General features: G+C 70.8%; 21 protein-coding genes and 1 riboswitch. Of the genes, 7 read left to right on the top strand and 14 right to left on the bottom strand.

The genetic code is table 11. The annotated features are described in order from the left end of the window. Positions 1-11: 11 nt before the first annotated feature. On the bottom strand, positions 12-983 hold the full coding sequence (locus ACFY1P_RS04225; RefSeq protein WP_390749632.1) for a 3-hydroxyacyl-CoA dehydrogenase family protein: 972 nt from the start codon (positions 981-983) through the stop codon (positions 12-14). A 26-nt stretch (positions 984-1,009) separates the two neighbouring features. Next, positions 1,010-1,747 (bottom strand): acetoacetate decarboxylase, encoded by a 738-nt coding sequence (locus ACFY1P_RS04220; protein WP_390749631.1) that lies wholly within the window; start codon positions 1,745-1,747, stop codon positions 1,010-1,012. A 137-nt stretch (positions 1,748-1,884) separates the two neighbouring features. Between ACFY1P_RS04220 and ACFY1P_RS04215 the strand changes: the two genes are divergently transcribed. Then, entirely contained in the window at positions 1,885-2,781 is an 897-nt protein-coding gene (locus tag ACFY1P_RS04215; protein ID WP_390749630.1) for a LysR family transcriptional regulator, read from the top strand. Between the two features lie 67 nt (positions 2,782-2,848). Here ACFY1P_RS04215 and ACFY1P_RS04210 read toward each other — a convergent pair whose 3' ends face one another. The 4 genes from ACFY1P_RS04210 to ACFY1P_RS04195 form a co-directional block, all read right to left on the bottom strand. Continuing rightward, a complete protein-coding gene (locus ACFY1P_RS04210) occupies positions 2,849-3,709 on the bottom strand; it encodes a geranyl diphosphate 2-C-methyltransferase (RefSeq protein WP_390749629.1) in 861 nt (286 codons plus the stop codon). Between the two features lie 28 nt (positions 3,710-3,737). Continuing rightward, positions 3,738-4,928, bottom strand: a complete 1,191-nt coding sequence (locus tag ACFY1P_RS04205) for a family 2 encapsulin nanocompartment cargo protein terpene cyclase (RefSeq protein ID WP_390749628.1) — start codon at positions 4,926-4,928, stop codon at positions 3,738-3,740. Positions 4,929-4,978: 50 nt separating this feature from the next. Beyond that, entirely contained in the window at positions 4,979-6,397 is a 1,419-nt protein-coding gene (locus tag ACFY1P_RS04200; protein WP_390749627.1) for a family 2B encapsulin nanocompartment shell protein, read from the bottom strand. A 316-nt stretch (positions 6,398-6,713) separates the two neighbouring features. Next, a complete protein-coding gene (locus ACFY1P_RS04195) occupies positions 6,714-7,178 on the bottom strand; it encodes a nitroreductase family deazaflavin-dependent oxidoreductase (RefSeq protein ID WP_390749626.1) in 465 nt (154 codons plus the stop codon). Positions 7,179-7,654: 476 nt separating this feature from the next. On the opposite strand from ACFY1P_RS04195, the gene ACFY1P_RS04190 reads away from it, so the two are divergent. Further along, the gene (locus ACFY1P_RS04190) at positions 7,655-9,598 is read left to right on the top strand and encodes a zinc-binding dehydrogenase (protein WP_390749625.1); all 1,944 of its coding nucleotides are present in this window, start codon (positions 7,655-7,657) and stop codon (positions 9,596-9,598) included. 12 nt (positions 9,599-9,610) lie between these two features. On the opposite strand, the gene ACFY1P_RS04185 is transcribed toward ACFY1P_RS04190, so the two are convergent. The 4 genes from ACFY1P_RS04185 to ACFY1P_RS04170 form a co-directional block, all read right to left on the bottom strand. Next, entirely contained in the window at positions 9,611-10,402 is a 792-nt protein-coding gene (locus ACFY1P_RS04185; RefSeq protein WP_390749624.1) for a methyltransferase domain-containing protein, read from the bottom strand. A gap of 232 nt (positions 10,403-10,634) precedes the next feature. Continuing rightward, positions 10,635-11,354, bottom strand: coding sequence for a DUF5995 family protein (locus ACFY1P_RS04180; RefSeq protein ID WP_390749623.1), 720 nt, complete (start codon positions 11,352-11,354; stop codon positions 10,635-10,637). 317 nt (positions 11,355-11,671) lie between these two features. Continuing rightward, positions 11,672-11,905, bottom strand: a complete 234-nt coding sequence (locus tag ACFY1P_RS04175) for a hypothetical protein (protein ID WP_361520986.1) — start codon at positions 11,903-11,905, stop codon at positions 11,672-11,674. A 165-nt stretch (positions 11,906-12,070) separates the two neighbouring features. Next, positions 12,071-12,481, bottom strand: a complete 411-nt coding sequence (locus ACFY1P_RS04170) for an SRPBCC family protein (RefSeq protein WP_361520984.1) — start codon at positions 12,479-12,481, stop codon at positions 12,071-12,073. Between the two features lie 1,229 nt (positions 12,482-13,710). On the opposite strand from ACFY1P_RS04170, the gene ACFY1P_RS04165 reads away from it, so the two are divergent. Next, entirely contained in the window at positions 13,711-14,838 is a 1,128-nt protein-coding gene (locus tag ACFY1P_RS04165; protein WP_390749622.1) for an FAD-dependent oxidoreductase, read from the top strand. Between the two features lie 68 nt (positions 14,839-14,906). On the opposite strand, the gene ACFY1P_RS04160 is transcribed toward ACFY1P_RS04165, so the two are convergent. Next, positions 14,907-16,097 carry a cytochrome P450 gene (locus tag ACFY1P_RS04160; RefSeq protein WP_361520979.1) on the bottom strand — a complete coding sequence of 397 codons (1,191 nt, stop codon included), beginning with the start codon at positions 16,095-16,097 and terminating at the stop codon, positions 14,907-14,909. Between the two features lie 212 nt (positions 16,098-16,309). Next, a riboswitch (cobalamin riboswitch) is annotated at positions 16,310-16,538 on the top strand. A gap of 153 nt (positions 16,539-16,691) precedes the next feature. Between ACFY1P_RS04160 and metE the strand changes: the two genes are divergently transcribed. Beyond that, positions 16,692-19,016: a 5-methyltetrahydropteroyltriglutamate--homocysteine S-methyltransferase gene (gene metE / locus ACFY1P_RS04155; RefSeq protein ID WP_390749621.1), complete on the top strand. Its 2,325-nt coding sequence runs from the start codon at positions 16,692-16,694 to the stop codon at positions 19,014-19,016. Positions 19,017-19,137: 121 nt separating this feature from the next. On the opposite strand, the gene ACFY1P_RS04150 is transcribed toward metE, so the two are convergent. Next, the gene (locus ACFY1P_RS04150; protein WP_390749620.1) at positions 19,138-19,827 is read right to left on the bottom strand and encodes an SDR family oxidoreductase; all 690 of its coding nucleotides are present in this window, start codon (positions 19,825-19,827) and stop codon (positions 19,138-19,140) included. Next, positions 19,824-20,723, bottom strand: a complete 900-nt coding sequence (locus tag ACFY1P_RS04145) for an NAD(P)H-binding protein (protein ID WP_390749619.1) — start codon at positions 20,721-20,723, stop codon at positions 19,824-19,826. Before ACFY1P_RS04145 ends, ACFY1P_RS04150 begins: the two co-directional genes overlap by 4 nt. 67 nt (positions 20,724-20,790) lie before the next feature. On the opposite strand from ACFY1P_RS04145, the gene ACFY1P_RS04140 reads away from it, so the two are divergent. From ACFY1P_RS04140 to ACFY1P_RS04130, 3 genes are all read left to right on the top strand, one after another. After that, positions 20,791-21,600 (top strand): LysR family transcriptional regulator, encoded by an 810-nt coding sequence (locus ACFY1P_RS04140; RefSeq protein ID WP_390749618.1) that lies wholly within the window; start codon positions 20,791-20,793, stop codon positions 21,598-21,600. A gap of 157 nt (positions 21,601-21,757) precedes the next feature. Beyond that, entirely contained in the window at positions 21,758-22,738 is a 981-nt protein-coding gene (locus tag ACFY1P_RS04135) for a hypothetical protein (RefSeq protein ID WP_390749617.1), read from the top strand. Then, on the top strand, positions 22,654-23,166 hold the full coding sequence (locus ACFY1P_RS04130) for a hypothetical protein (protein ID WP_390749616.1): 513 nt from the start codon (positions 22,654-22,656) through the stop codon (positions 23,164-23,166). Before ACFY1P_RS04135 ends, ACFY1P_RS04130 begins: the two co-directional genes overlap by 85 nt. Before the next feature lie 54 nt (positions 23,167-23,220). Here the strand turns inward: ACFY1P_RS04130 and ACFY1P_RS04125 are convergent, their stop codons facing one another. Then, a complete protein-coding gene (locus ACFY1P_RS04125; RefSeq protein WP_361520960.1) occupies positions 23,221-23,883 on the bottom strand; it encodes a hypothetical protein in 663 nt (220 codons plus the stop codon). Positions 23,884-24,004 lie beyond the last annotated feature (121 nt).

The following is a 24,004-nucleotide window of genomic DNA, read 5'->3' as shown; positions in this document are numbered from 1 at the left end:
TTTCCGGGCGCTCACGCCTGGGCGTGCATGTCGGGGGTCTTGGCGAGGGCGCGCATCAGGGAGATCTGCGCGCGGTCGCGGCGGGCGGCCAGTTCGCCGACGGGCGCGTCGCCGAATGCCTGCTCCGCCTGCTCGGTCAGCAGGGCGACGGTGGGCTCGTCGAAGGTGGGGCTGCCGAGGCCGGGCCAGGACGCTTCCATGGCGCGCCCGAGGTGCTGGATGAAGTGGGGCAGGCCGCCGGGTCCGCCGCCGAGGTGGAAGGTGCGGAAGGGGCCCGCGGTGGCCCAGCGCAGGCCGATGGAGTCGGTGACGATCTCGTCGAGTTCGGCCTCGGTGACCACGCCCTCGGTGACCAGGTGCACGCATTCGCGGAAGAGCGCGGACTGGAGGCGGTTGGCGACGAAGCCGGGAATCTCCTTGCGCAGGATCTGCGGCTTCTTGCCGAGCGCCGTGTAGAAGTCGTGGGCCTGGCGGAGGGTATGGGCGGAGGTCCGCTCGCCGGGGACGATCTCCACCAGCGGTACGAGGTGCGGCGGGTTGAACGGGTGACCGACGACCAGGCGCTCCGGCTGCCGCATCGCCTGGGCGATCGCGGTGGCGGGGATTCCGGAGGTCGAGGTGGCCAGCAGCGCGTGGGCGGGTGCCGCCTGCTCGACGGTCCGCCAGATCTCCTGCTTGACGGCCAGGCGCTCAGGGCCGTTCTCCTGCACTATATCGGCGTCCGTGACCGCGGTGGCCAGATCGGCCTCGAAGTGGAGCCGGGCCGTCAGATCGACTGTGGGCAGGCCGAGTTGAGCGAGCGCCGGGGTGATCTCGTCCAGGCCGGCCAGGACCAGTTCCTCGGCGTCGGGGCGTGGGTCGTTGACGACGACGTCCATGCCGTGGGCGAGGAAGAGACCGGTCCAGGAGATCCCGATCACGCCGCCGCCGATGACGGTCGCCCGTCGGTATGTGGTGTGTGCGTCCGTGCCGTGTGCGTTCATGGTGTGTGCACCGCCTTCCGGATGTCTCAGTGGGCGAGGTAGTCGTGGACGACCGCGGCCGGGCTCAGGGTGAGGTCGGTGAGGATGTGGCTGGCGGAGACGACCTCCAGCACCGGCAGGTCGGCGAGTGGCGCCAGGGCGTGGGGGTGGAGTTCCAGGCGGGCCGGGCCGTGGAAGGCGCTCTTCACCGTGATGTCGGTGATCTGGGTACGGACCAGCTCGCAGATGCGCGGCCTGCCGTCGTAGCCGGGCACCGCCTTGACCATGAAGGTGGGCACACAGATCTCCGCCCGGGCCTCCGCCAGGTCCATCGGGTGGTGCTTGTAGCCCATGGTGGCCGTCGCCACGCGCAGCGAACCGTAGTCGAGGGTGCCGACCAGGGTGTCGGAGTCGACGTAGAGCCTGGGCGAGCCGGCCTTCTTCGGATAGGCGCTCAGCTCCCGGCCGCTGGAGATCGCCGGAACGCTGTCGAGGTACATCGCCAGGTTGTATTCGCCGCGCTCGCCCTCGTACTCGACGGGAATGACCTGACCCGCCTCCGTGTAGTCGCCCAGCCCGGTCACATCGGGCATGCGCATGATCTCGAACCGCACCAGCGGCTCGGGCACCGAGAGGGGCTCGGGGACGACCCGCCGCAGGGCTTCGGGGTCGGTGCGGTAGGTGATGTTCAGGTATTCGCGGTCGGTGAACCGGTACCGCGTGGGGGCGAAAGCGGGTGCGTCCAGCGGGGTGGTGAACAGCTGGGCGACATCGTGCATGTGCATGAGTGGCTTCCTTGGAGACGCCTGTGCCTGTCAGGGCGGGGAGCGGATCCATCCGCTCAGCGCTTGGAACCACTGCACTCCACGGGACCAATGTCTGTCCAATATATGTTGCAGGCGCATTCGATATCCTTGAGCATATGGAATTCACGAAACGCCTGCTGGAGCAGTTCCTGGCGCTCGCCGAGGAGAAGCACTTCGGGCGGGCGGCGGAGCGCCTCTCGATGAGCCAGCCCCCGCTCAGCCAGGCGATGCAACGCCTGGAGCGCGGCCTCGGGGTGACTCTCCTCGACCGCAGGCCGGGGGGTCTGCGTCTCACCCCGGCGGGCGCGGCCTTCGCCGTGGAGGCGCGGCGACTGCTGGACACCCAGTCCGCGGCCGTCGAGCGTGTGCGGCGTGTCGCACACGGCCTGGAGGGCGACGTGAGAGTGGGGTACGTGAGCATCCTCAGCCACCGCCACCTGCCCCGGCTGCTGCGAGCCTCCGCCGAGGAGCTCCCCGGCCTGCGCATTCACCTGCACCAGGACACCACCGCCGCACTCGCCGACATGCTCCGCTCCGGCGCCCTGGACCTCGCGTTCATCCGCGACCCCTCGCCCGTGTCGGACGACCTGGCCGTCCACGACTTCGCCGTCGAGCGCATCGTCGCGGCACTGCCGCACGAGCACCGACTGGCCGGAGCCGAGGTGATCGACCTGGCGGAGCTCCGCGAGGACGACTTCGTGCTCCCCAGTGGAACAGCCCTCCCGGGCCTCGCGCATCAGGCTCGGCTGGCATGCCGGGAGGCCGGATTCACACCCCACCCCCGTGTCGGGGTCGACGACCTCACCGGCCTGCTCGGCTATGTCGCGGCCGGGCTGTGCGTGAGCCTCCTGCCGGAGGACCTGCGGGACTTTCCCATCCCCGGGGTCGCCTTCGTGCCGCTCCGGGGATCGTCACCGCACCTGCGGACGACCGTCGCGGCCGTGCACCGCCCCGACGCGGACGCGGCCGTACGCCGGCTCCTGGACCTCATCAACGGACACGCCCGCCCATGACCCCGCAGCGGCAACGGCCGGGTCCCCGGCGCCGGGGGAGGGGCCGGCGCCGGGGACCTGTGGGGGATCAGATCCGGTCCGCCGCTATCAGGAGGTAGTGGAAGCTACCTTCCTTGTACGCCGTCAGGAACGTGTCCTCGATGCCGGTGGCCACCGAGGACTTCGCCCGGAGCTCCCAGTAGGGAATGGTCCGGGCGGTCAGGTCGACGACGTCGAGGGGAACGAGACCGTTGGCGGCGAGCGCCTTGAAGTAGGCGCTGCGGGGGTGGACGTTGCAGGTGTAGTGCTCGTCGATGCGGCTGACGGCCTTGGAGCGGCCGCCGGTGACGTCGTTGTAGCAGCCGGTGACGCAGACATAGCGGCCGCCGTGTTCCAGCAGGCGGGAGAACTCGCCGAAGAGCTGGGTGAGATCGACGTACATGGTGGTCTCGTTGGTCCAGACGGCCCGGCGGGAGCCGGTGCCGAGGCCGGTGTCGAGCATATTGCGGAAGTGGAAGCGGACCCGGTCGGCCACTCCCCGCTTCTCGGCCTGGGAGTTGGCGAAGGCGACCTGGTGCTCGGAGATCGTCACGCCGTCCACCGCGCAGCCGAAGCGCTGGTGCGCCATGAAGCTGGTGCCGCCGCGCCCGGACCCGGCGTCGAGGAGCCGGTCCCGTTCCGTGACACCGCCGAGGTGGTCGAGGAGGATGTCGGCCTGGGCGGTCTCCAGCCTGTGGAGCTCCCCGATGACACGCCGCTCCCGGGTGTCCTCGGGGCCTTCGAGCACGGACCGGTTGTAGTCCCCGACGCCGTAGTGGTGGTGGTAGAGGCCGTCGACCTCGCCGAGGCGGAGGTTGACGGGCGCGTGCTCGCTGTCCCAGTACGCCGCGACCGACTTCTGGTAGGGGGTGCGGAGGACCTTGGCGCTGTGTTCGGTCATCGAGGCCATCGGGGAACTCCTCTGTTCCGCGCGGCGGTCACGCCGCGTTGTAGCGTGGGGTGGTGCTGTGCCATTCGCGGTTGCCGCCGAGCCAGGCCCAGGTGCCGACGAGGAAGCGGCGCAGCGCGGGCGAGCCGTCGGCGGCGAGGACGGTGGCCTCGGACTCGAAGGTGTGCACGAGCTCGTCGTGGACGAGGACGCTGCGGCGTACGCCCTCTTCGAGCGAGCACTTCTCCTCGGCGGCGATCACCGTCGGGAGGTTGAACTCCAGGCCGGGGCCCGCGCTCTCGCGTGCCATGGAGTAGAGGTCGTTGACGAGCGTGGCGGCGGTGCAGGCCATGCCGAAGGCGCGGCGCACCCGGGGGTCGTAGTACTCGGCGGCGGGGACCTCGTAGCCGCCGACGGCGTCGATGAGGGCGGTCATCGGCAGGAAGCTGTTGCACTGGCGGTTGACGAGGTACTCCCAGACCGGGGGCACGCGCTCGGCGGTGCGCCAGCCGGCCTCGGCGTTGAAGCCGGCGAAGAGGGCGGACATCTCGTGGGCCAGCCGCCCGAGCTGGGCGGGGCCGGCGTAGCGGGCGAGGTGGTCGAGCGCCGAGCGCAGGGCGGTCAGGACGGGGTCCTCGCGCATGGCCCGTTCCAGCTCCGGGGCGTAGCGGAGCGGCAGGTGGGCGGGGTCCACGGCGGCGTTGGCGACGCACAGCCGGGGAGCGAGCGCCCGCGGGTCGGCTCCCGCGGACTCGTCGTCGCAGTAGTGGTCGTCGGCCGCCCATTCCGCGAGCCCGCACTTGGCGGCGGCCAGCAGCCGGTCGGGATCGTCGGTGTCGGGGTGGGTGAGCATCAGCATGCGCCCGAAGTCGGTGGCGCGCAGCTCCTCCGACCGGCCCGGGTAGATGCCGATGTCGGCGGCCCAGGCGACCAGGCGCTCGTTCACCTCCTTCGCGAGTGCGGGGTCGTCGCGGACGGCGGGCGGGCAGTACAGCGGGGGCACCGGCCCGCCCGGAGCCTGCCGTACGGGTTTCGTCCGGGGCCGCGCGGCCGCCGGTGATATTCGGGCGGCGGACGTCCCCAGGCCGGTGGGTCCGGCGGGGAATCCGGCCGGCACCCGGCGGGGCCGGGGCGCGAGGGTGGCGGGGGCGGTGGGCCCCTGGTGGGCCAGCAGCGCGGTCACCAGGCCGGCGAGCTCGTGGGTGGCCGCGGTGGAGAAGGCGCGGGAGAGCAGTGACAACCGGATCTCCTTACGTTCCCGCCCGCCGTACCGGCGAGGCGGCGGACGGTTCAGTCGCGGTGACGGGAGACCTCGACGTTCTCCAGGATGCCGATGGCATCGGGGACCAGGACGGCCGCCGAGTAGTAGGTGCTCACGAGGTAGGAGATGACGGCCTGGTCATTGATGCCCATGAACCGTACGTTGAGGCCGGGTTCGTACTCGTCGGGCAGCCCGGTCTTGCGCAGGCCGATGACACCCTGGTCCTCCTCGCCGGTCCGCAGGGCGAGGATGGAGGAGATGTTGTGGCCTCCGCCGTTGATGGGGATCTTGCCGCAGGGGAAGATCGGCACGCCTCGCCAGCCGGGCACCAGGTGCCCCTCGACCTGGACGCTGTCGGGGTAGATCCCGCGCTTGTTGCACTCGCGGCCGAAGGCGGCGATGGCGCGCGGGTGGGCGAACAGCATCCGGGTGCTGCGCCGCATGCTCAGCAGTTCGTCGAGGTCGTCGGGTGTGGGCGGGCCGGAGCGGGTGGAGATGCGCTGGTCGTAGTCGGCGTTGTGCAGCAGCCCGAACTCGCGGTTGTTGACGAGCTCGTGCTCCTGGCGTTCGCGGAGGGCCTCGATGGTGAGCCGCAGCTGTTGCTCGACCTGGTCCATCGGGTCGTTGTAGAGGTCGGCGACCCTGCTGTGCACGCGCAGCACGGTCTGCGCGACGCTCAGCTCGAACTCACGGGGAGTGAGCTCGTAGTTGACGAAGGTGCCGGGGAGTTCGGGCTCGCCCACGTGGCCGGAGGCCAGCTCGACGTCGGCCTCGCCCTTCTTGTTGACCGACTGCTGGTGAGTGCTGAGGTAGTTGTCGATCTGGCCGCGCAGCGCCTCGGAGCGGCCGAGGAGCTGCCGGAAGACCGCCCAGGGCAGGACGAGCACGGTGCCGTTGGTGGATGCCTTGACAGTGTGGCCCCAGGTCGGCTCATCCTCCCGGAGGGCCTCCTCGCCGAGGTGGTCCCCGTCGGCGAGGACGCCGAGCACCGTGGGTTCGCCGTACTTGCCGGTCCCGTACCTGCTGAGTTTGCCGTGCGCGATGAGGAAGACTTCTTCGATCGGCTGCCCGGCCTCGACGAGCACATCGCCCTGCTCGAAGTCCCGCTGGGTGAACCGCGAGGCCAGTTCGTTCAGGAGGCTCTCCTCCTGGAAGCCGCGCAGCGGGGGCACTTCGGTGAGTGTGGACGCCACGACACGGACGTCCGCGCCGGTCTTGACGAAGCTCACCCGTCCTCGGCCCACGGTGTAGGTCAGTCGTCGGTTGACGCGGTACGTGCCGGCGCCGACTTCGTTCCAGGGCAGCATGCGGGTCACCCAGCGGGAGCTGATGCCCTGCATCTGAGGGATGGACTTGGTGGTCGTCGCCAGATTGCGGGCGGCTGCGGTGCTGAGGCTCAACTGCGCCTGCGCTTCGTCCTGTTGCTGCTGTTCCGAAGGTGTCGTCATGGGGTTCCCTTCGCCATGGGTGTCCCGGCGATTAGTATGAAAACCCGATGAGGTAAGCCTCAGCTACGGCGTACCGGGAAGCGGAACGCAACCCGGCAAAACAACTGCGCCTGCCGAAAAGGCGGGTGGAGGTTGTTCACCTGGGGATCTGTGACGGCGCGTGGGGCGCGCGCGGGTATTCGCTTACCTTTTCCAGGTGTGGGGGAGGCGGAGACTTCGCATGCGAGACCCCATGGAATCGCGAGCTTGGCTGAGTTTCGGACTCCTGTCCCCAGCCGTGCGGCGCCTTGCCGGGGCGAGCGGTGGCGTCCGGAGTTCAGTCCCGCACCGGCCCGGCCAGGTGGCCGGGTTCGAGTACGAAGACCGGGATCACGCGTCGGGTCTTCTCCTGGTATTCGGCGTACGGCGGATACGCGGCGACCGCGCGCTGCCACCACTCGGCCCTCTCGTCGCCGGTGAGCTCACGGGCCGTCATGCCCCGGCGCTCGGGGCCGTCTTGGAGATCCACCTGCGGGTCGGCCTTGAGGTTGAAGTACCAGAGCGGGTGGCGCGGGAAGCCGCCCTTCGAGGCCACCGCCGCGTACCGCCCCTCGTGCTCCACGCGCATCAGCGGAATCTTGCGGATCCAGCCGCTCTTCGCGCCGCGCATCGTGACAATGACGACCGGCAGGCCCGTGTCCCAGAGCGTTGTGCCCTGTGTGCCACCCGAACTCTCGTACAGCTCGACCTGTTCGCGCACCCACTGCGCCGGACTCGGCTCGTACTCGCCCTCAAGAGGCATCGCATTCACCCCATTGTCGTGTACGGATTGTATCGGGGCAGTCCCGTACGAGTCTCGTGCGAAGGGGCGCGCTTCGCTGATCGAATGGGCGGGAACGACCCTAGGCCAGGCGTAGTCGTGCCCCGGCCGGACCTCGGCGTGAAACCTCTCCTACGGCGGCGTGGACGGCGAATCAAGACACCAGTCAATCGGGCGAATCGCTTGCCTGAGCCCTGTCGGTAGTTGACGACGTGCGGTGTCCTGCTGAAAGGGCAATCGCATGGCTCCGTTCCGGGGGAGGAGACGGCGGTCCGGTCGTCGGCGTGCCGGGCAGGGAGCCGTCGCCTTCGGCGGCCAGGTCCGGCGCCGCTCTTCCGCCTCCGGGCGAGCGTGACCGCGGGGCGGAGAAAGGTGATCACTGTGTTCGGTGACCTTGGGAGACGTGCGCGGCGGCATGCGGCCGGCCGGCCCAGGGCATCCGGCCCGAGCTGTGGGTGGTGACCCACCCCAGAGATATCGCGCCCGACGAGGCCGAAGCAACCCGGCCCGCGGACGCCGTGCTCTGGGGCCTGACCCGCTGCCTGGTCAACGAACAGCCCGACCTCGGCTGCCGACGGCTGTCCCTGAACCGCAGCGGCACCGCCTCGGCCGACACGCGACGCCTGGCACAGGAGTTGTTCCACCCCACCGCCGAGGACGAGATCATCCTCTCCCCCCAGGGCCGGTTCGTCCTCCGCGAACAGCCCCGCCCCTCGGCCGTCCCGGCCACCGACGGTCTCGCCTTCGCGTTGAGGATCCGCGACGCCGGGCTCTCCTACCGCCTGGCCTGGGAGGAGACCGAGCGGCCCGAGCCCGGCCCGGGCGAGGTGCTCATCGAGGTGCGGGCCGCCGCGCTCAACTACCGTGACGTCATGCGGAGCCTGGGCCTGCTGCCCGCCGAGGCCGCCGAAGGCACCCCCTGGGGCACCGGCGTAGGACTGGAGTGCGCCGGAACCGTCGCCGCCTGCGGCCCCGGCGTGACCGGACTCCGGCCCGGCGACCGCGTCGCCGGCACCTCTCCCGCCTCCCTGGCCTCCCACACGGTCACCCAGGCCGGAGCCGTACGGCCCATGCCCGACGACATGACGTACGCCGAGGCGGCCACGATGCCGGTGGCGTACGCCACTGTCCACTACAGCCTCATCACCCTGGCCCGGCTCCAGCCGGGAGAGACCCTCCTCGTCCACGGAGCGGCCGGCGGCGTCGGGCCGGCGGCGCTGCGCTACGCCACCGCGTGCGGCGCGCACGTCATCGCGACCATCGGCAGCGACCTCAAGCGGGACTTCCTGCGCGCCCTGGGCGTCCAGCACGTCCTCGACTCCCGCTCCCTGCACTTCGCCGGCCAGGTCATGGAGATCACCCATGGTCAGGGCGTCGACGTCGTCCTCAACTCCCTGGCGGGCGAGGCCATCACGCGCGGCCTCGAACTGCTCCGGCCCGGCGGCCGGTTCCTCGAACTCGGCAAGCGGGACATCTACGAGAACAAGCCGTTGCCGCTGCGCCCGTTCGCCAACAACATCGCGTTCTTCGCAGTGGACCTCACCAAGGTGCTGAACGCCCCTTCCCATATCGAGGCCCTCCGCCAGGACGTGCAGGCCGCGAACTGGCGGGAGGCATGGTGCCCGTTGCCGCACAGCGTCTTCCCCGCCGCCCGCGTCACCGAGGCATTCACCCTCCTCCAGCACTCCCGCCACATCGGCAAGGTGGTCGTCGCCTTCGACCCGCTCGACGAGCCACCCCTCGTCGAGCGCGGGTATCCCGATCCCCGCCTGGACCCGGAGGGCACCTATCTGATCACCGGCGGCACGAGCGGGTTCGGGGCGGCGACCGCACACTGGCTCGCCGGCCTCGGCATGCAGGCCATCCGCCCGGCGGAGGCGCTGGCACACGCAGGGGAACTGCTGCAGGCAGGAGCCGAGACCGCGCTCGTCGCCCGCTTCGACTGGGGACGCATCGCCGCGCTGCCACTGGTCAGCAGCCCGCGGCTGAGCGGACTCGTACCCAGCGGTGCGGTGAGCGGCCGCCTCAGCCGGGAGGAACTCCTGCGCAAGCTCGGGCAGATGACATCGGACGAAGCGCTGGAATACGTCACCCACACCTTGACCGTCATGCTCGCCGGCGTACTGCACATGGATCCCGACCAGATCGACCCGCACCACCGGGTCGACAGCTACGGCCTGGACTCGCTGATGGCGACCGAGCTCCTGGTCGACCTCCAGCAGCGGTACGAGGTGAACATCCCGCCCCTGGAACTGCTGCGCAGCGCCAACGGTACCCTCGCCGACATCGCGCAGACGGTGTATCTGCGGCTGGGGCTGGCCTCCAGCACGCCTGTCACCGCGGAGCTCCCTCACCGGGCGGACGCCCCGACGGCGGGGGAGGGCACTTCCGTCGTCGTGTGAAACGGCGAGGATTCACGGGCGACGTCCCCACGCGGAGATCATCGGGGCGGTGGCCAGGTCGAGGCGTCCGGTGGCGACGTTCGCGAGGTGGCGCTCGATCTCCTCGTCGGTGGCGAGCCCTTCCGCCACCAGAAGGTGGCGGATCTGCCGCACGGTCGCGGCCTCGAGGACGGCGCAGGCCGGCGAGGCGATCGGGAAGTACGCGTCGGCCTGGACATCCTCCAGACCGGCCTCGCGCAACAGCCTGGGCAGGGTCCGCCCGTACGCGAGGTCCGCGCCGCGGGCGGCCATCAAGGAGCGGAAGCCGGCTCGCAACCGGTTGGCGAGCCGCTGTTCGGGACCCGACTCGTCCGGGCACGACAGCGGCTGCAACCCCGGGTCGGCGTCCTCCAGGAGCAGCAGGCCGCCGGGCCGCAGCGCCTGGACCATGCGGCGCAGCGCCTCGGCACGGTCGGTGACGTGCACCAGGACCAGTCGCGCGTGGACGACGTCGAAGCCCCCGGGCGGCGGCGGGTCGGCCGCCACGTCGTGGCGCAGCACCTCGATCGCACCACCGGCGATGTCCCGGGTCCAGGACACATCGATGTCGGTGGCGACCACCTTTCCCGCGGGGCCGACCCGCTCGGCCAGCCCGAGCGGCACGGACGCACCACCGGCACCGACCTCCCAGCACCGCATGCCGGCGACGATCCCGAGCTGGTCGACGTGCCGGAACGTCACCGGGTCGAACAATTCGCCGAGGGCACGGAATCGGATGCCTGCTTCCGATTGCTGGTTGTCCAGGAGGTAGCCGTGATCAGTCATCTGGTGATTGTGGCAGCGGGTCGGCGTGGGCCGGTGCTCAGGCCGGGCGCTCCAGTCGGTGGATGGCGCCCGGGTGTCGCAGGCCGCCGTACCCGCCTGATCTCGCTCGCCCTGCCCCCATTTGGGACAGCACCGCTTCCCCTATCGCCCTGGGCTCCTCAACTGAGGGGATCGCCGCGGGTCGCGGGTCTGCCGCGTTGTCGGCGGAGGGCGCCTGCGCGCTCGGCCGCCTTCACGTGGCCGGCCCGAAGCCGGCGGCCTGTGTCCACTTCACGGCGGTCGGGCTCGCCGGAAGACCCCGCCGGTCCCCGTGACAGTAGCCATCGCGCACGTGCCCGTAGCCCGGCACCTTCACTGCCGCCCGCAGCGTCGCCCACGCGGTGGCGTTGGTCTCCACGGCTCGCGAGGCCGCCTGCCACTGCGCGCCGCTGCTCGCGGCGGCCAGGCCCCGGGCGTAGCGCCAGGCGTTCTGCCGCCACAGCACCAGCAGCTCGTGCACGGTGAACCGCGCGAGAGGGTTCCACCGGCCGTCGGCCACGGTGAGCAGTGGATCGTGGCGGCGGGCGATGTCCGCCACCGCAGGCCCGTACGCGCGGTCCAGGACGGCCTGGGCCCGGTCGAAGTCGCCCTTGCGTGACGTGCCGTCGGCGCGGACGAGGCCGAGCCCGGCCAGGACGTAGGGCATGTCGCGCTGGATGTGGGTGTTCGCGCCCAGCAGGGCGTCCTGCCCGGCATTGCTGTCGCCCTCGCGCGCCGTGGCGAAGACGATGCGCCACGCGTCGGGCACCGGCCGACCGGCCCGGTCGGCCTCGTACGACCTCAGATAGGCGGCGACGAAGGCGGCGTTGAGGTTGCCTCCCGCCCACCTCGGCTCGGCGAACAGCCCCGGCTGCTCCCGCAGCGTCTCCTGCACCCGCACGTACAGTGCTGCGAACGGGGCCCGATGGGTCACAGCCCAGCCGGTCACGGACCTCGGCCAGAGCCCGGTCGCGGGCCGCCACGCACCCCCTCACTGGCCCGTCGCACGACGCCGGGAGCTACCCCGCGGCACCGGCTGGTGCCACGACCCCGCACCACAGCATGCCCGCGGCCATCGCGGTCGCGACCGCCCGAACGGGTTTGCCCACGCGCATGACGGCACCTTCCGACGCCGGACGGGGAGCAGCCGCGAGCCGCCCACGGCCCTGCCCAACGACGGGGCGGCCCCGGGGCAACGCCCACCGGGGAGGGACCCGCTACGCGCTCCTCCGGCGCCGAGCCCGGCGGAGCTCAGGCGTGGTCGGCGAGCCCTGAGTAGCCCTTGGCCCGTGCACAGTGGGCGCAGCAGAAGAACATCCCGTCGGTCTCCAGGCCGTGGCCCAGGATGCGGCACCCGCAGGTGTCGCAGATCGGCGCGAGCTTGTGCGCGGCGCACTCGAAGCTGTCGAAGACGTGGACGGCCCCCGCCGCGCGCACCTCGAAGGCCATTTCGTAGTCGTTGTCGCAGACCTCGCACACCGCCATGTCGTTCATTCCTTTGCTGGTCGCCCGCCGCGAACGTCTCGTCCGCCGTCCGGCACTCGGCCGTCAGGATGCAGCACGGTGGGCCCCGCCGGTCGGCAGCGCCACGGCGACGCGGGCCGATCAGGGCCTGTGCGTCGCCCGCCGGGAGCAACCGCCGGCGTCCGTTCAGCCGCCGTTCTCGACATGCAGCCGCACCTGTTCCTCCAACCGCTCCAGGCTGTCCTCCAACGCCGAGCGCACGGTCTCGGCGCCGGGGTCGTGGCGCTCGTCGAAGAACGACAGATGGACCGTCACCTCGCTCGCGCCGCCGCCCGCGTCGGCCACTTGCAACCATCCGGCGTAACTGTCGCCGTCGCGCGTGCCCCACTCCAGGCGCAGCCGCTCCGGCTGGGCCCGGAACAGCGCGGGCGCGTCCTCGCCGGTGGTGTCCTCGTGCACGGTGACGGCCGGCAGCTTCTCGGCCCGTACGTGCAGTTCCGCCGGCATCCAGCTGTCGAGCCGGCGTACCTGGCCGGCCTGGTCGAAGATGTGCTCCGGCAGTGCGGGCATCGTCCGGGAATGCTCGTATTCGCTCATGCCCAACATCCTCACGTCGGTGGCGTACCTCTGGTGAGCCCTTGCCCGGTGGCGGCGTCCGGGGGCGCACAACCACCCGTTCGCCGCCGACCGGATCCGTCCATCGGACGCAGGCGGCCCGTGTGCCGGCCTTCGGTCGCGACAGCCATCCACACCGGCGGTGAACCCGGTGCCCGCCCTGTGTCCCGCTCGCCACATGGAGGAGTTCGGCGTGTCAGCGCTGACACGCATCCCTCGCTGGGAATCCGCCATTTTCCCAGCTCGGCGCCCCTGTTGAGCGGCTCGCCCGAGCGCTGCGACGCGTGGCGATGCCTTTGACAGTGCTCAGGAGGCGGTGTTTAGTGGCGGTGTCGGAAGACGCGTTTCCCCCGCACCCGCCCAGGCGGCATGCCCGCGGAAACGCGAGAGCCTCACCCCCTCCGTGCCGGCCAAGCGCTCGGGGATGAGGCCCTCTGCAACTACGGCGGGGCCTCGACCACCGGGTCGGGGCCTTTGCTACAGGCGGTTCGGTCAGGTCAGCAGTTCCCGCACGGCCCTGGCGACCGTGTAGATCGGGCCGACCCAGCGGATCCAGCGGTAGAGCCGGTCCCACCTGTCGCCGCGGTGGCCCTTTGGAGCTCCCTCCATGAGGTCACCTCCCTCCCGGAGCCCGGTGTTGTTCGTGGACCCCATGGGCGACGCCCGCGAAGCACCGAACGGTCCCAGGATGGGAGTTGGTACCAGTAGGTTACCGGGCACCCGCGATACCCACATGGCACCGAGATACCCGCGATCCGCCCGAAACCTCGCACAGGCAGGCGATCTGAGGGCTCGCCAGGTCTCGCACGACGCCTCGTGCTGCCCGCTGCTGACGTCCGATCACCGCTGCAACCAGCGTTTTTGGCCATGGAGCCGGTCACGGGGCCGTCGGTGGGGGAGTGGTGTGCCCGCCGACGGCGGCGGTGTGTGCGTGCGCGGGCCGGTAAGTGAAAAATCATCCTCTCGTACCAACGTGACGCGGCGTGGAACACGTGATGGAGGCGCGGAAGCGGGATATGAGTTCCGGCCCGCGCCATTCGAAGACCGCGGCGGAAATCCTCGGTTCGACCGCCACGAGCGGCGCTCCGAGGGCGTCGGAAGTCTGTCGGTGATGACGGGGATCTGTCGGCGGTATGTCGGTGGAGGTTGCGAACGTGGGTGGAGCAAGTGCTCCTCATGAGCAACCTGCCTCTTCCGATCGGAGTGACTCCATGTCCACCACCCCTCGTATCGCCGTCGTCGGCGGAGGCCCCGGCGGTCTCGTCTGCGCCCGCGTCCTCCAGCGGCACGGCGTGCCTGTCACCGTCTTCGAGCGCGAGGTCATCCCCGACTCCCGCTCTCAGGGAGGCACCCTCGACATACGTGACGACACCGGGCAGGTGGGCTTGCGCGCGGCCGGGCTCCTCGACCAGTTCCTCGCGCTCTCCCGGCCCGAGGGCCAGGAACTGCGCCTCATGGACCGGTCGGCCACCCTGCTGCGGCACAGGCGACCCGAGCCGGGCGACACCGGTGCCCCGGAGATCGACCGAGGGCAGCTGCGTACTCTCCTGCTCGACTCCCTCACCCCGGGCACCGTGCGCTGGGACCACGCGGTCGAGAAGGTGGTCCCGCTGCCCGACGGCACCGTCCGCCTGGAATTCACCAGCGGCGCGGCCGAGGAATTCGACCTGGTCGTCGGTGCGGACGGCGCCTGGTCGCGGGTGCGCCGCGCACTTTCGGATGCCCAGCCCGCCTACAGCGGCGTCATGTTCGTCGAGGCCCATTTCGACGACGTCGACCGCCGATTCCCCGCCATCGCCGAACGCGTCGGCCAGGGCATGATGTGGGCCAAGGCCGGCGGCCTGAGCCTGGTGGCCCAGCGTAACGCCGACTCCCACATCCGCGTCTACATCGCCTTCCGCGGCCCGCTCGACTGGCACGAGGGCATCGACCTGGCCGACACCGAAGCCGTGCGCGCCCATCTGCTGGGCATGTACGAAGGCTTCGACGAGAGCTTGCTCGACCTGATGCGTGACAACGACGGCGCCTTCACCGACTGGCCCGTCTTCGCCCTGCCGGTCCCGCACACCTGGAACCGCGTCCCCGGCCTCACCCTGCTCGGCGACGCCGCGCATCTGATGCCTCCTGCCGGTATCGGCGCCAACCTCGCCATGCTCGACGGCGCCGAACTCGCCCAGGCCATCGTCGACCAGCCCGGCATCGACGACGCCGTCGCCGCGTACGAGAAGGTCATGCTGCCCCGCGCCGTCGACCAGGCCGCCGAGTCCGCGGCCATTCTGGCCGCCCTGATACCCGACACCCGGTCCACCGAGCCGGGCTTCCCCGACTTCTTCGGCTGAGACGCGTCTTCTCGGGAGCGGTCACGGGCGGGGGCCGGTGGCGTCCTCGGTGTCCGGCCCGGTCCGGGTCATACGTCCCAGGCCACCGGGAGGCTCTTCACACCGTAGATGTCCGCGGTCTCCGGGCGCAGGGCGACCTCGTCAGCCGGTACGGCCAGGCGCAGCGTGGGGAAGCGGTGGAGCAGCGCGGGGAACGCGACCCGCATCTCGACGCGGGCCAGTTGCTGGCCCAGGCACTGGTGGATGCCGTGGCCGAAGGCCAGGTGCCCGCTGTACTCCCGCTGGAGATCGAGCACGTGGGGGTCGGCGAAGCGCTCGGGATCGCGGTTCGCGGTGCTGTACGACAGGACGAGCGTCGTGCCGGCCTTGATGGTCCGGCCGTCCAGCTCGACGTCCTCCAGCGCCGTCCTCCAGAATGTCTTGGCGACGCTCAGATACCGCAGCAGCTCCTCCACGGCCTGGTCGGTGAGCGCGGGATCGGCGCGCAGCGCGGCCAGTTGGTCCGGGTGCCGCAGCAGCGCGAAGGTGCCGAGCGCCAGCATGTTCGCGGTGGTGTCGAACCCGGCCGCCAGCAGGATCAGGCTGATCCCCTTGAGCTCCTCGTCGGTCAGGTCGCTGTCGGTGAGTTCACTGAGGACGTCGTCGGTGGGGTCGGCGCGCTTGGCGGCCACCAGCCCCGCGAGGTACTCCTGGGTCGCGGTGTAGGCCGCTATCAGTGCCTCATCGCTTGTCTCCCCGCCCATGAACGTGTCGATCTGCTCCTGGAAGGAGCCCCGGTCCTCGTACGGCACCCCCAGCAGTTCGCAGATCACGATGGTGGGGATGGGCTTGGCGAACGCGGTCACCAGGTCCACCGGCGGGCCGGCTTTCTCCATGGCGTCAAGGCAGTCGGCGGTGATCCGCTCGATGCGCTCGGTGAGCAGTCGCATCCGCCGTACGGTGAACTTGCCCATCAGCGGTTTCCGGTAACGCCCGTGCTGGGGCTCGTCCATGAGGAGGAACTCGCCGGGCGGTGCCGGAGGGATTTCGAAGTCGCCCATGTTCATGAGCTCTTTGCGTGAGCTGAACCGCGGGTCGGCCAGCACCGATCTGACCAGGTCGTATCCGGTGACCAGCCAGCCGGGCCTTCCCCCGGGGTGCGTGCAGCGGCTGATGGGGCTCTGCCGGCGGGCGTCGATCAGCTCTGCCGGCGGGTCGAAGGGGCAGCCGGGCTGACGTGCCGTCGGGAGCGTCGCGACGGTGTGGACGGATTCATCCATGACCATTTCCTCGTCTCGCGATATGACGTGTTCGGTGTAGGTCGAAAGCTACGTTGCGTTCATGGTGCGGTCAATCGACAAGAAGGTGTATGTCCAGGTGAACGGCGTGAAATTGGAGCAATGACGCTGGGCTCGAATGCAACGAAGCGTTGCAATGGATGGCGCCGAAGGCAACACTGACGATATGCCAGAGGGGTTGTTCGGGGATCAAGTCTGTGAATAGGGTGAGCGGTGCAGCTGGTTCGCCCTGCTCGCCAGGCAGGCGCGTCGCAAGAGGGAACCCGGTGGGAATCCGGGACTGCCCCGCAGCGGTGAGCGGGAACGACCGCCGTCATACGCACTGGGTCCGGACGGACCCGGGAAGCGACGGCCAGTAGGAACCTCGTGTCCCACGAGGCGTGCCCGCGAGTCCGAAGACCTGCCACTGCCCGTGCGCGACGTACGCGTGCGGAGATCCGGTGACCTCGAGGGCGGGTCGGCGTACACATCGGGCAGGCGTGTCGTGGAAGCGGCACGGTCCGGCCGGTGTGCCGGCTCCTTCGCGCCCTCGTCCCGTTCCGGATCGGTCGACAGCAGCTCGCGAAGGAGAGTCACGTGACCAGCAAGTCCGCAGCCGCGGCAGCACGGGCGACCGTGTACGGCTACCCCCGCCAGGGCCACCACCGGGAACTGAAGAAGGCCGTCGAGGGCTACTGGAAGGGCCAGGTGGACGCGGCCGAACTCCGGCGGACCGCCGAGCAGTTGCGCGCCGCCAACTGGCTGGCCCTCGCGGAGGCGGGGATACGCGAGGTGCCGACCGGCGACTTCTCGTACTACGACCACGTCCTGGACACCAGCGTCATGGTCGGCGCGATCCCCGCCCGGCACCGCGCCGCCATGGAGGAGGGCCCGCTGGAGGGCTACTTCGCCATGGCCCGCGGCACCCAGGACGTGGCCCCGCTGGAGATGACCAAGTGGTTCGACACCAACTACCACTACCTGGTGCCGGAGCTCGGCCCCGACACCGTCTTCACGGCCGACTCCGCCAAGCAGGTCGCCGAGCTGGGCGAGGCGCTCGCCCTCGGGCCGGCCGCGCGCCCTGTCCTCGTCGGGCCGGTCACCTTCCTCCTGCTCGCCAAGCCCGCCCCCGGTGTCGCTCCCGGCTTCGAACCGCTGACCCTGCTGGACCGGCTGCTGCCCGTCTACGCGGAAGTGCTCGCCGACCTGCGCGCCGCCGGCGCCGAATGGGTCCAGCTCGACGAGCCCGCCCTCGTCCAGGACCGGTCCCCCGCCGAGCTGAACGCCGCGGCCCGCGCCTACCGCGACCTGGGGACGCTCACGGACCGGCCCAAGCTCCTCGTCGCCTCCTACTTCGACCGGCTGGGCGAGGCCCTGCCGGTGCTGGCCAAGGCACCCGTCGACGGGCTCGCCCTCGACTTCACCGGGCCCGCCGCCGCCAACCTCCAGGACCTCGCGGCCGCCGGCGGCCTGCCCGGCAAGCGGCTCGTCGCGGGCGTCGTCGACGGCCGCAACGTCTGGATCAACGACTTGGAGAAGTCGCTGTCCACTCTGGGCACGCTCCTCGGCCTCGCCGACCGGGTCGACGTGGCCGCCTCCTGCTCGCTCCTGCACGTCCCGCTCGACGCCGCCGCCGAGCGCGACATCGACCCGCAGATCGCCCGCTGGCTCGCCTTCGCCCGCCAGAAGACCACCGAGACCGTCACCCTGGCGCGCGGGCTGGCGGAGGGCACCCACACGATCGCGGCGGAACTCGCCGCCAACCGCGCCGATCTCGCCTCCCGCGCCGGCTCCGCCCTCACCCACGATCCCGCCGTCCGCGCCCGGGCCGCCGCCGTCACCGACGCCGACGGCCGCCGCTCCCGCCCCTACCCGGAGCGCGCCCGCGCCCAGCGCGCCCACCTGCGGCTGCCCCTGCTGCCCACGACCACCATCGGCTCGTTCCCGCAGACCGGCGAACTCCGCACCGCCCGCGCGGACCTGCGCGCCGGGCGCATCGGCGCGGCCGCCTACGAGCAGCGGATCGAGGCCGAGATCCGCGAGGTCGTCTCCTTCCAGGAGAAGGCCGGGATCGACGTCCTGGTCCACGGCGAGCCCGAACGCAACGACATGGTGCAATACTTCGCCGAGCAGCTCACCGGCTACCTCGCCACCCGGCACGGCTGGGTCCAGTCCTACGGCACCCGCTACGTCCGCCCGCCGGTTCTCGCCGGTGACATCTCCCGGCCCGGCCCGATGACCGTACGCTGGACGTCCTACGCCCAGTCGCTGTCCGACCGCCCCGTCAAGGGCATGCTCACCGGGCCCGTCACCATGCTCGCCTGGTCCTTCGTCCGCGACGACCAGCCGCTCGCCGACACCGCCCGGCAGGTCGCCCTCGCCCTGCGCGACGAGGTGAACGACCTCCAGGCCGCCGGGAGTTCAGTGATCCAGGTGGACGAGCCCGCCCTGCGCGAGACGCTGCCGCTGCGGGCCGCCGGCCGCGCCGCGTACCTCACCTGGGCCACCGAGGCATTCCGCCTCACCACCGCCGGCGTCCGGCCCGACACCCAGATCCACACCCACATGTGCTACGCCGAGTTCGGCGACATCCTCCGGGCCATCGACGACCTCGACGCGGACGTCATCAGCCTGGAGGCGGCCCGCTCCCACATGCAGGTCGCCGGTGAACTCGCCGGAGCCGGATACCCCCGCGAGGTCGGACCCGGCGTCTACGACATCCACTCCCCGCGGGTCCCCGGCGCGCGGGAGGTGATGGCGCTGCTGCGCAAGGGGCTCGAGGCCATTCCGGCCGAGCGGCTGTGGGTCAACCCCGACTGCGGCCTGAAGACCCGCGGCTGGCCCGAGGTCCGTGCCGCGCTGGAGAACCTGGTGGCAGCGGCCCGTGAGGTCCGGGGCGGCTTGTCCACCACGGCTTCCTGACCGGGCCGGCCGCACTCCCCGAGAAGATCCGACCGGATCGCGGGGCAGCGGGCTTCAAGCACGACCCCCGCTGCCCCCCCGATGCGGTCCTTCTGATCGGAAATGCTGCTCCAGCCGGCCGTTACCAGGGCACGGGCTGATCCTGGTAGTCCAGGAACTTCAGCCCCGGTTCGCCGCTGTGACGGTCGATCGTGTCCACCACGCCCGGGATGGACTGGTCGATGGTCAACGGCGCTTCCGGCCCGCCGAGTTCGGTGCGGACGTGGCCGGGGTTGATGAGCAGGAGCGTATGGGCGGCGTCGGCGTACCGGACGGCGTAGCTGCGCATGAGCTGGTTGAGGGCGGACTTGCTGGCGCGGTAGAGATCCTGACCGCCCCGGGTGTTCAGACCGATGCTGCCCTGGCGCGAGGACATGACGCCGATGGTCCCGGTCGGCGCGACCAGTGAGCGGAAGGACTCGACCACGCGCATCGGGCTGAGCGCGTTCGTGACCATGACCTCGGTGAACATCTCCTCGGGGACGTCCGCGATCGGGATGTCGCCCCTGGTGATGGCGGCGTTGACGAACAGCAGGTCCAGGGTGCGTTCCGTCAGGCGCTCGCGCAACGCGGTGATCTGCTCAGGCTTGGTCATGTCCAGCGACTCGACGGTGACGCGGCCCCCGGACGCCTCGGCCAGGTCGTGGAGGCCGGTGCGGCTGGTGCCCCGCACGGTGCCGATGACGTTCCAGCCGCGGTGCGCGTACTCGGTGGCGAGTCCGAGCCCGAGGGTGCGGGATGCCCCGATGACGAGGGCGGTCCTGTCGCTCATGCCTGCACCGCCGGCTTGAGGACCTCTTCGCACCAGGTGCGGAACGTCGTCGGGTTCGCGGTCCCAGGGGTGCGCCGTACGCCGTCGTCCAGGCCGGCGTCCTTGGAGCGCATCATGTCGACGTAGCCTTGCGCGACCGCGTCCCCGACGCCGTGTCCGGTGAGCGCGGCACGGGCGTCGTCAAGAGATTGCCGCTCGTAGCGGACCGGGCGGCCGAGCACGTCGGACATGATGCGCGCGATGTCGTTCGCCGAGAGGTCCTCGGGGCCCAGCACCGGGACCTCGCCCGTCCCCGTCCAGGAGCGGTCGAGCAGCAGACCCGCGGCGGCCGCGGCGATGTCCCGGGTGGCGGCCGTCGGTGCTTTGCGGTCGGCGGTGAAGGTGCCGGTGAACACACCGTCATCGCGGATCGTCGCGACCTGCCTCAAAAGGTTGTCCATGAACGTCGGGCTCGCGAGCGCCCGGTAGGCCACGCCGGTGGCCGCGATGAGATCGTCCATGGCCAGCGACGCCGTGACGTGTCCGGCGCGGCCGGCGAAGGGCGTGCCGCGGCCGAGCGCCGAGACGCCGACGACGTGGCCCACACCGTGGACCGTGAACGCCTTCGCGGCGGCGCGGGTGAACCCGGAGTACGCGGCGTTCAGGCTCGGTGCTTGCGGTGGCGCCGGCGGGACGAGCCAGAAGACGGCGTCCGCGCCGGCGAAGGCCCGGTCGACGACCTCGGCGTCGCCGTGGGAGCCTTTGACGACCTCGACGCGGCCACGGACCGCGTCGGGCAGTCTCGCCGGGTCGCGCACGATGACGCGCAGTTCTTCGCCGTGATGAAGGGCCTCGTCGAGCAGGATGTGAAGGAGCCGGCCGCCGATCTGGCCGGTAGGAGCGGTGACGACAATCATGCTTCGAGTCTCGGGGCGGCCGGTCACAGCGTCCAATACCCTTCCTGGCGATTGATACCTTGAAGGCATGGATCTCGATTTACGCAAGCTCCGCTACTTCGCCGCGGTGGCCGAGTACCGGCACTTCGGCCGGGCGGCAGAACGGCTCTACATCACCCAGCCGGTGCTCAGCCGTCAGATCAGGGCCCTGGAGCAGGAGTTGGACCGCACGCTGCTGGAACGGACCACCCGCAGTGTGGAGCTCACCGCCACCGGCAAGCAGCTCTACGAGGAGGCGCGGGGGATCCTCGCCGCCGTCGACGCGGCGGTGCGGCGCGTGCATGACGTCGACCGGGGTGTCCAGCGGCTGGTCGTCGCCTTCTCTCCCGGGCTGCGGGTGTCTGAGGCGATCCGCGCGTTCGCGTCGCGCCACCCGGACGTCGAGACCGACCTCGTCCCGTCACGCTGGTGGGAGCGGGACGCGCCACTCCGGGACGGCCGGGCCCAGGTCGGCTATCTGCGGAGGCCGTTCGACGAATCCGGCTTGCACATCATCCCCATCGGCCACGAGCCCAAGGTCGCCTGCATGCCCGTGGCGCACCCGCTCGCACGCCGTGACGAGCTCACCTCCGCCGACCTCGCCGACGAGCGGATGCTCGACATCCCGACGCGGCGGACGTCTTCGCTCGAAGAGAAATTCGAGCTCATCGCCTCCGGACACGGCATCGCGCTCGTCCCGCTGAGCGTCGCGCGCTCCTACTCCCGCCCTGACCTCGCCCATCTCCCCGTCACGGACGCCCCGCTGATCGAAACGTGCCTGGTCATTCCCGCGGACCGGCACGAGAGGCTGCTGCGCGACTTCCTGGAGATCGCCACGGTGACGCTGCGGCAGACGTGAACGGTCGTCCCTGACGCGACGTCAGGGGTGGGGCAGCAAGGCGCCGGTGGCCGTGAGCGGCGCCGGCCGAGCGTGGCGACTTCCCGTCTGTCGACTTCAGCCGAAGCCGAACATCCTGGTTGCCCACTCGACCGTGCAGAGCCAGAAGGGAAAAGCCTTGTCTGGTACGCCCAGAAGAAAGCTCATCCTTCACCGAACAGCCGTCGGCGCCGCGGCGCTGCTGTTCCTGGGATCCGGGGCAGCGACCGCGACCGCAGCCGGCGCCGATGGCGGCGGCTTCGACCGCAACCCGAATCCCAACGCGGCACCGTCGGCCCGGCCGGCCGCCGGGCCCGCCGGGAACGCCATGGCCGCGACGGCGTCGCGGCCGGTGTCGGGCAGGAACCCCTCGGCCGAGCCGGGCAAGAAGGACGCCTCCGGTGTCTGGCAGGTCAGCACCCCCAGGGTCAAGCTGAGCAACACGGTGACCAATGCCGACGGCGGCCCGGTCAGCCTCACCTTCGAGGTCTGGACGGCCGACTCCTCGGGGAATCCCAAGACCCAGGTGAAGGTCGGCGACAACCGGTACGGCGTCCTGGTGTCCGACTTCGTCAAGTCCGGTTCCACTGCCTCCGTGACCGTGGGGGCCGGAAGGCTGAAGCCGAACGTCGACTATGTCTTCCACACCTCCGCCTATGCCAAGGACAGCGGCCTGTACGAGACGTCGTGGTCGCCGTGGGCGCGGTTCCGCGTCGGGATGCCCGTCGACCTGACCCTGCCCAACCCCAATGCCGCGGCCCGGAACCCGGACCAGTCCGCCCAGCCGTACACGGACTCGATGGCGCCCGCCTCCCCGTGGCAGACCGCGGCCGGTCCGAGCCACGCCCCCTCCGTCCCCGGGATGTTCGGAACCCGCTGCACCACTTCCTCGGACGGGGTGAAGGTGTGCGGCAAGGCCGAGCTCTACAACGGCCGTAACTTCACCCTCCGCAGGGGAACCGGCGCGCGGGCGAAGGCCGCCGCGCAGCCGTCCCTGGTCGGCAACTGCGACCTGGCCAACCCGCGGAAGGGGCTGTGGACAACCACCCGGGAAGCCAGGCCGACGGCAAGCCGCTGTACTTCCTGCCCGACGGTGACATCAGCGGTAACCGGACGGTGATCTGCCCCACCGGATGGGCAGCGGCCAACGGTGACACCAGCGCCCTCAACGGGCCGACGGACAAGGAGCTGAACTGCGACGAGTTCGCGTTCAACGCCACCTACAACAGCGGCGGGATGCCCTCGCTCGCGGGTGGCCTGAACCCGGTCAGCAGCGGGGACGCCTGTGTGCAGACCCTGGCGAGCAAGCAGGACGGCACCGTGCACCTGTTCAACATCGACGGCCTTGTGCCGACGTGGAAGGAGGTCTGCGGGCGGTCCGCGATCTCCGGGAACGACAACAGCGGTTCCATGGCCGGGTTCGCGGCCTTCAACGCGAACCAGCGGCTGCTGGACCGGGACCCGTACTGGCTGAACACGAACATGCGCGCGGTGTGCTCGGTCGACAGCGCGACCGTGAGGTGCACCATGACCGCGAACAACCAGTAGCTTGCTCACAGGGGGCGCCGCGCCGAGCGGGCGCGGCGCATCGCTGCCACCGGTTCACAGCGGGGAGGGCAGGTGCACCGCGGGCAGCAGCCCCTGCTCGATCTCCCGGCGCGGCAGCGACAGCCCGAGATGCTCGCCCACCGCCCCGAACAGCCGCCTCGCCAACTCCTCGTCCTCGTCCTCCGGGTCCTCGCAACCGGGGAAGGCGTCCCGCACCGCCCTGGCCCGGCGCATGGCAGCGTCCAGTGCGGCGAACGTCCCGAGCCGGTCCTCGGGCGGGACCGTGGTCTCCAGCAGGCTGCCACCGGGTTCGGCGGAACCCACTTCGCCGACGGCGTCGACGTAGCACACCCACGGGTGCTCGTGCAGGAAGCGATCCAGGCAGACGAGTTCGTCGCCCTGCCCCACCAGGGTGTCCTGGCCCAGCCGGTCGAGGAAGACGAGGTGCCAGGTGGACCGCTCGACCTCCAGGACGTACGCCCACTCACCGCTGCGGCCGAACATCGCCACGCTGTCGCCCAGGTCCACGCTCAGCCTGTCGAAGTCCTTGAACAGCGACGGTCGTTCGGCCATGCGGCGGTCCGCACCGAGACGGACCACAAGGTCCACCGGGTCCACGCCTCGCACTGCCGTGAGGCAGATGTCCGAGAGCATCCCGTCCTTGGCGATCGCACCGCTGTACCAGTGCTCGCCTATCCAGGCCAAGCCGTCTGTCATCGTGCCGGCCCTCCCTCGACTTGGCGCACACGCTACCGAGCCTCGGGGCGGCTCGGGCGGCGGATTGCCGGTGACCTCGCCCGTGCCGGGGCCGTCGTGAGGAGCCGGGTGATCGCGAGGA

The organism is Streptomyces sp. NPDC001407, assembly GCF_042895325.1.
Lineage (GTDB): Bacteria > Actinomycetota > Actinomycetes > Streptomycetales > Streptomycetaceae > Streptomyces.
This window is presented reverse-complemented; position numbering and strand designations above follow the sequence as displayed.

Coding starts and splice junctions, on each gene's coding strand:
- ACFY1P_RS04225 (WP_390749632.1), bottom strand. CDS start 983: ATGAACGCACACGGCACGGACGCACACACCACATACCGACGGGCGACC.
- ACFY1P_RS04220 (WP_390749631.1), bottom strand. CDS start 1,747: ATGCACATGCACGATGTCGCCCAGCTGTTCACCACCCCGCTGGACGCA.
- ACFY1P_RS04215 (WP_390749630.1), top strand. CDS start 1,885: ATGGAATTCACGAAACGCCTGCTGGAGCAGTTCCTGGCGCTCGCCGAG.
- ACFY1P_RS04210 (WP_390749629.1), bottom strand. CDS start 3,709: ATGGCCTCGATGACCGAACACAGCGCCAAGGTCCTCCGCACCCCCTAC.
- ACFY1P_RS04200 (WP_390749627.1), bottom strand. CDS start 6,397: ATGACGACACCTTCGGAACAGCAGCAACAGGACGAAGCGCAGGCGCAG.
- ACFY1P_RS04195 (WP_390749626.1), bottom strand. CDS start 7,178: ATGCCTCTTGAGGGCGAGTACGAGCCGAGTCCGGCGCAGTGGGTGCGC.
- ACFY1P_RS04185 (WP_390749624.1), bottom strand. CDS start 10,402: ATGACTGATCACGGCTACCTCCTGGACAACCAGCAATCGGAAGCAGGC.
- ACFY1P_RS04175 (WP_361520986.1), bottom strand. CDS start 11,905: ATGGCGGTGTGCGAGGTCTGCGACAACGACTACGAAATGGCCTTCGAG.
- ACFY1P_RS04170 (WP_361520984.1), bottom strand. CDS start 12,481: ATGAGCGAATACGAGCATTCCCGGACGATGCCCGCACTGCCGGAGCAC.
- ACFY1P_RS04165 (WP_390749622.1), top strand. CDS start 13,711: ATGTCCACCACCCCTCGTATCGCCGTCGTCGGCGGAGGCCCCGGCGGT.
- ACFY1P_RS04160 (WP_361520979.1), bottom strand. CDS start 16,097: ATGGATGAATCCGTCCACACCGTCGCGACGCTCCCGACGGCACGTCAG.
- ACFY1P_RS04150 (WP_390749620.1), bottom strand. CDS start 19,827: ATGAGCGACAGGACCGCCCTCGTCATCGGGGCATCCCGCACCCTCGGG.
- ACFY1P_RS04145 (WP_390749619.1), bottom strand. CDS start 20,723: ATGATTGTCGTCACCGCTCCTACCGGCCAGATCGGCGGCCGGCTCCTT.
- ACFY1P_RS04140 (WP_390749618.1), top strand. CDS start 20,791: ATGGATCTCGATTTACGCAAGCTCCGCTACTTCGCCGCGGTGGCCGAG.
- ACFY1P_RS04125 (WP_361520960.1), bottom strand. CDS start 23,883: ATGACAGACGGCTTGGCCTGGATAGGCGAGCACTGGTACAGCGGTGCG.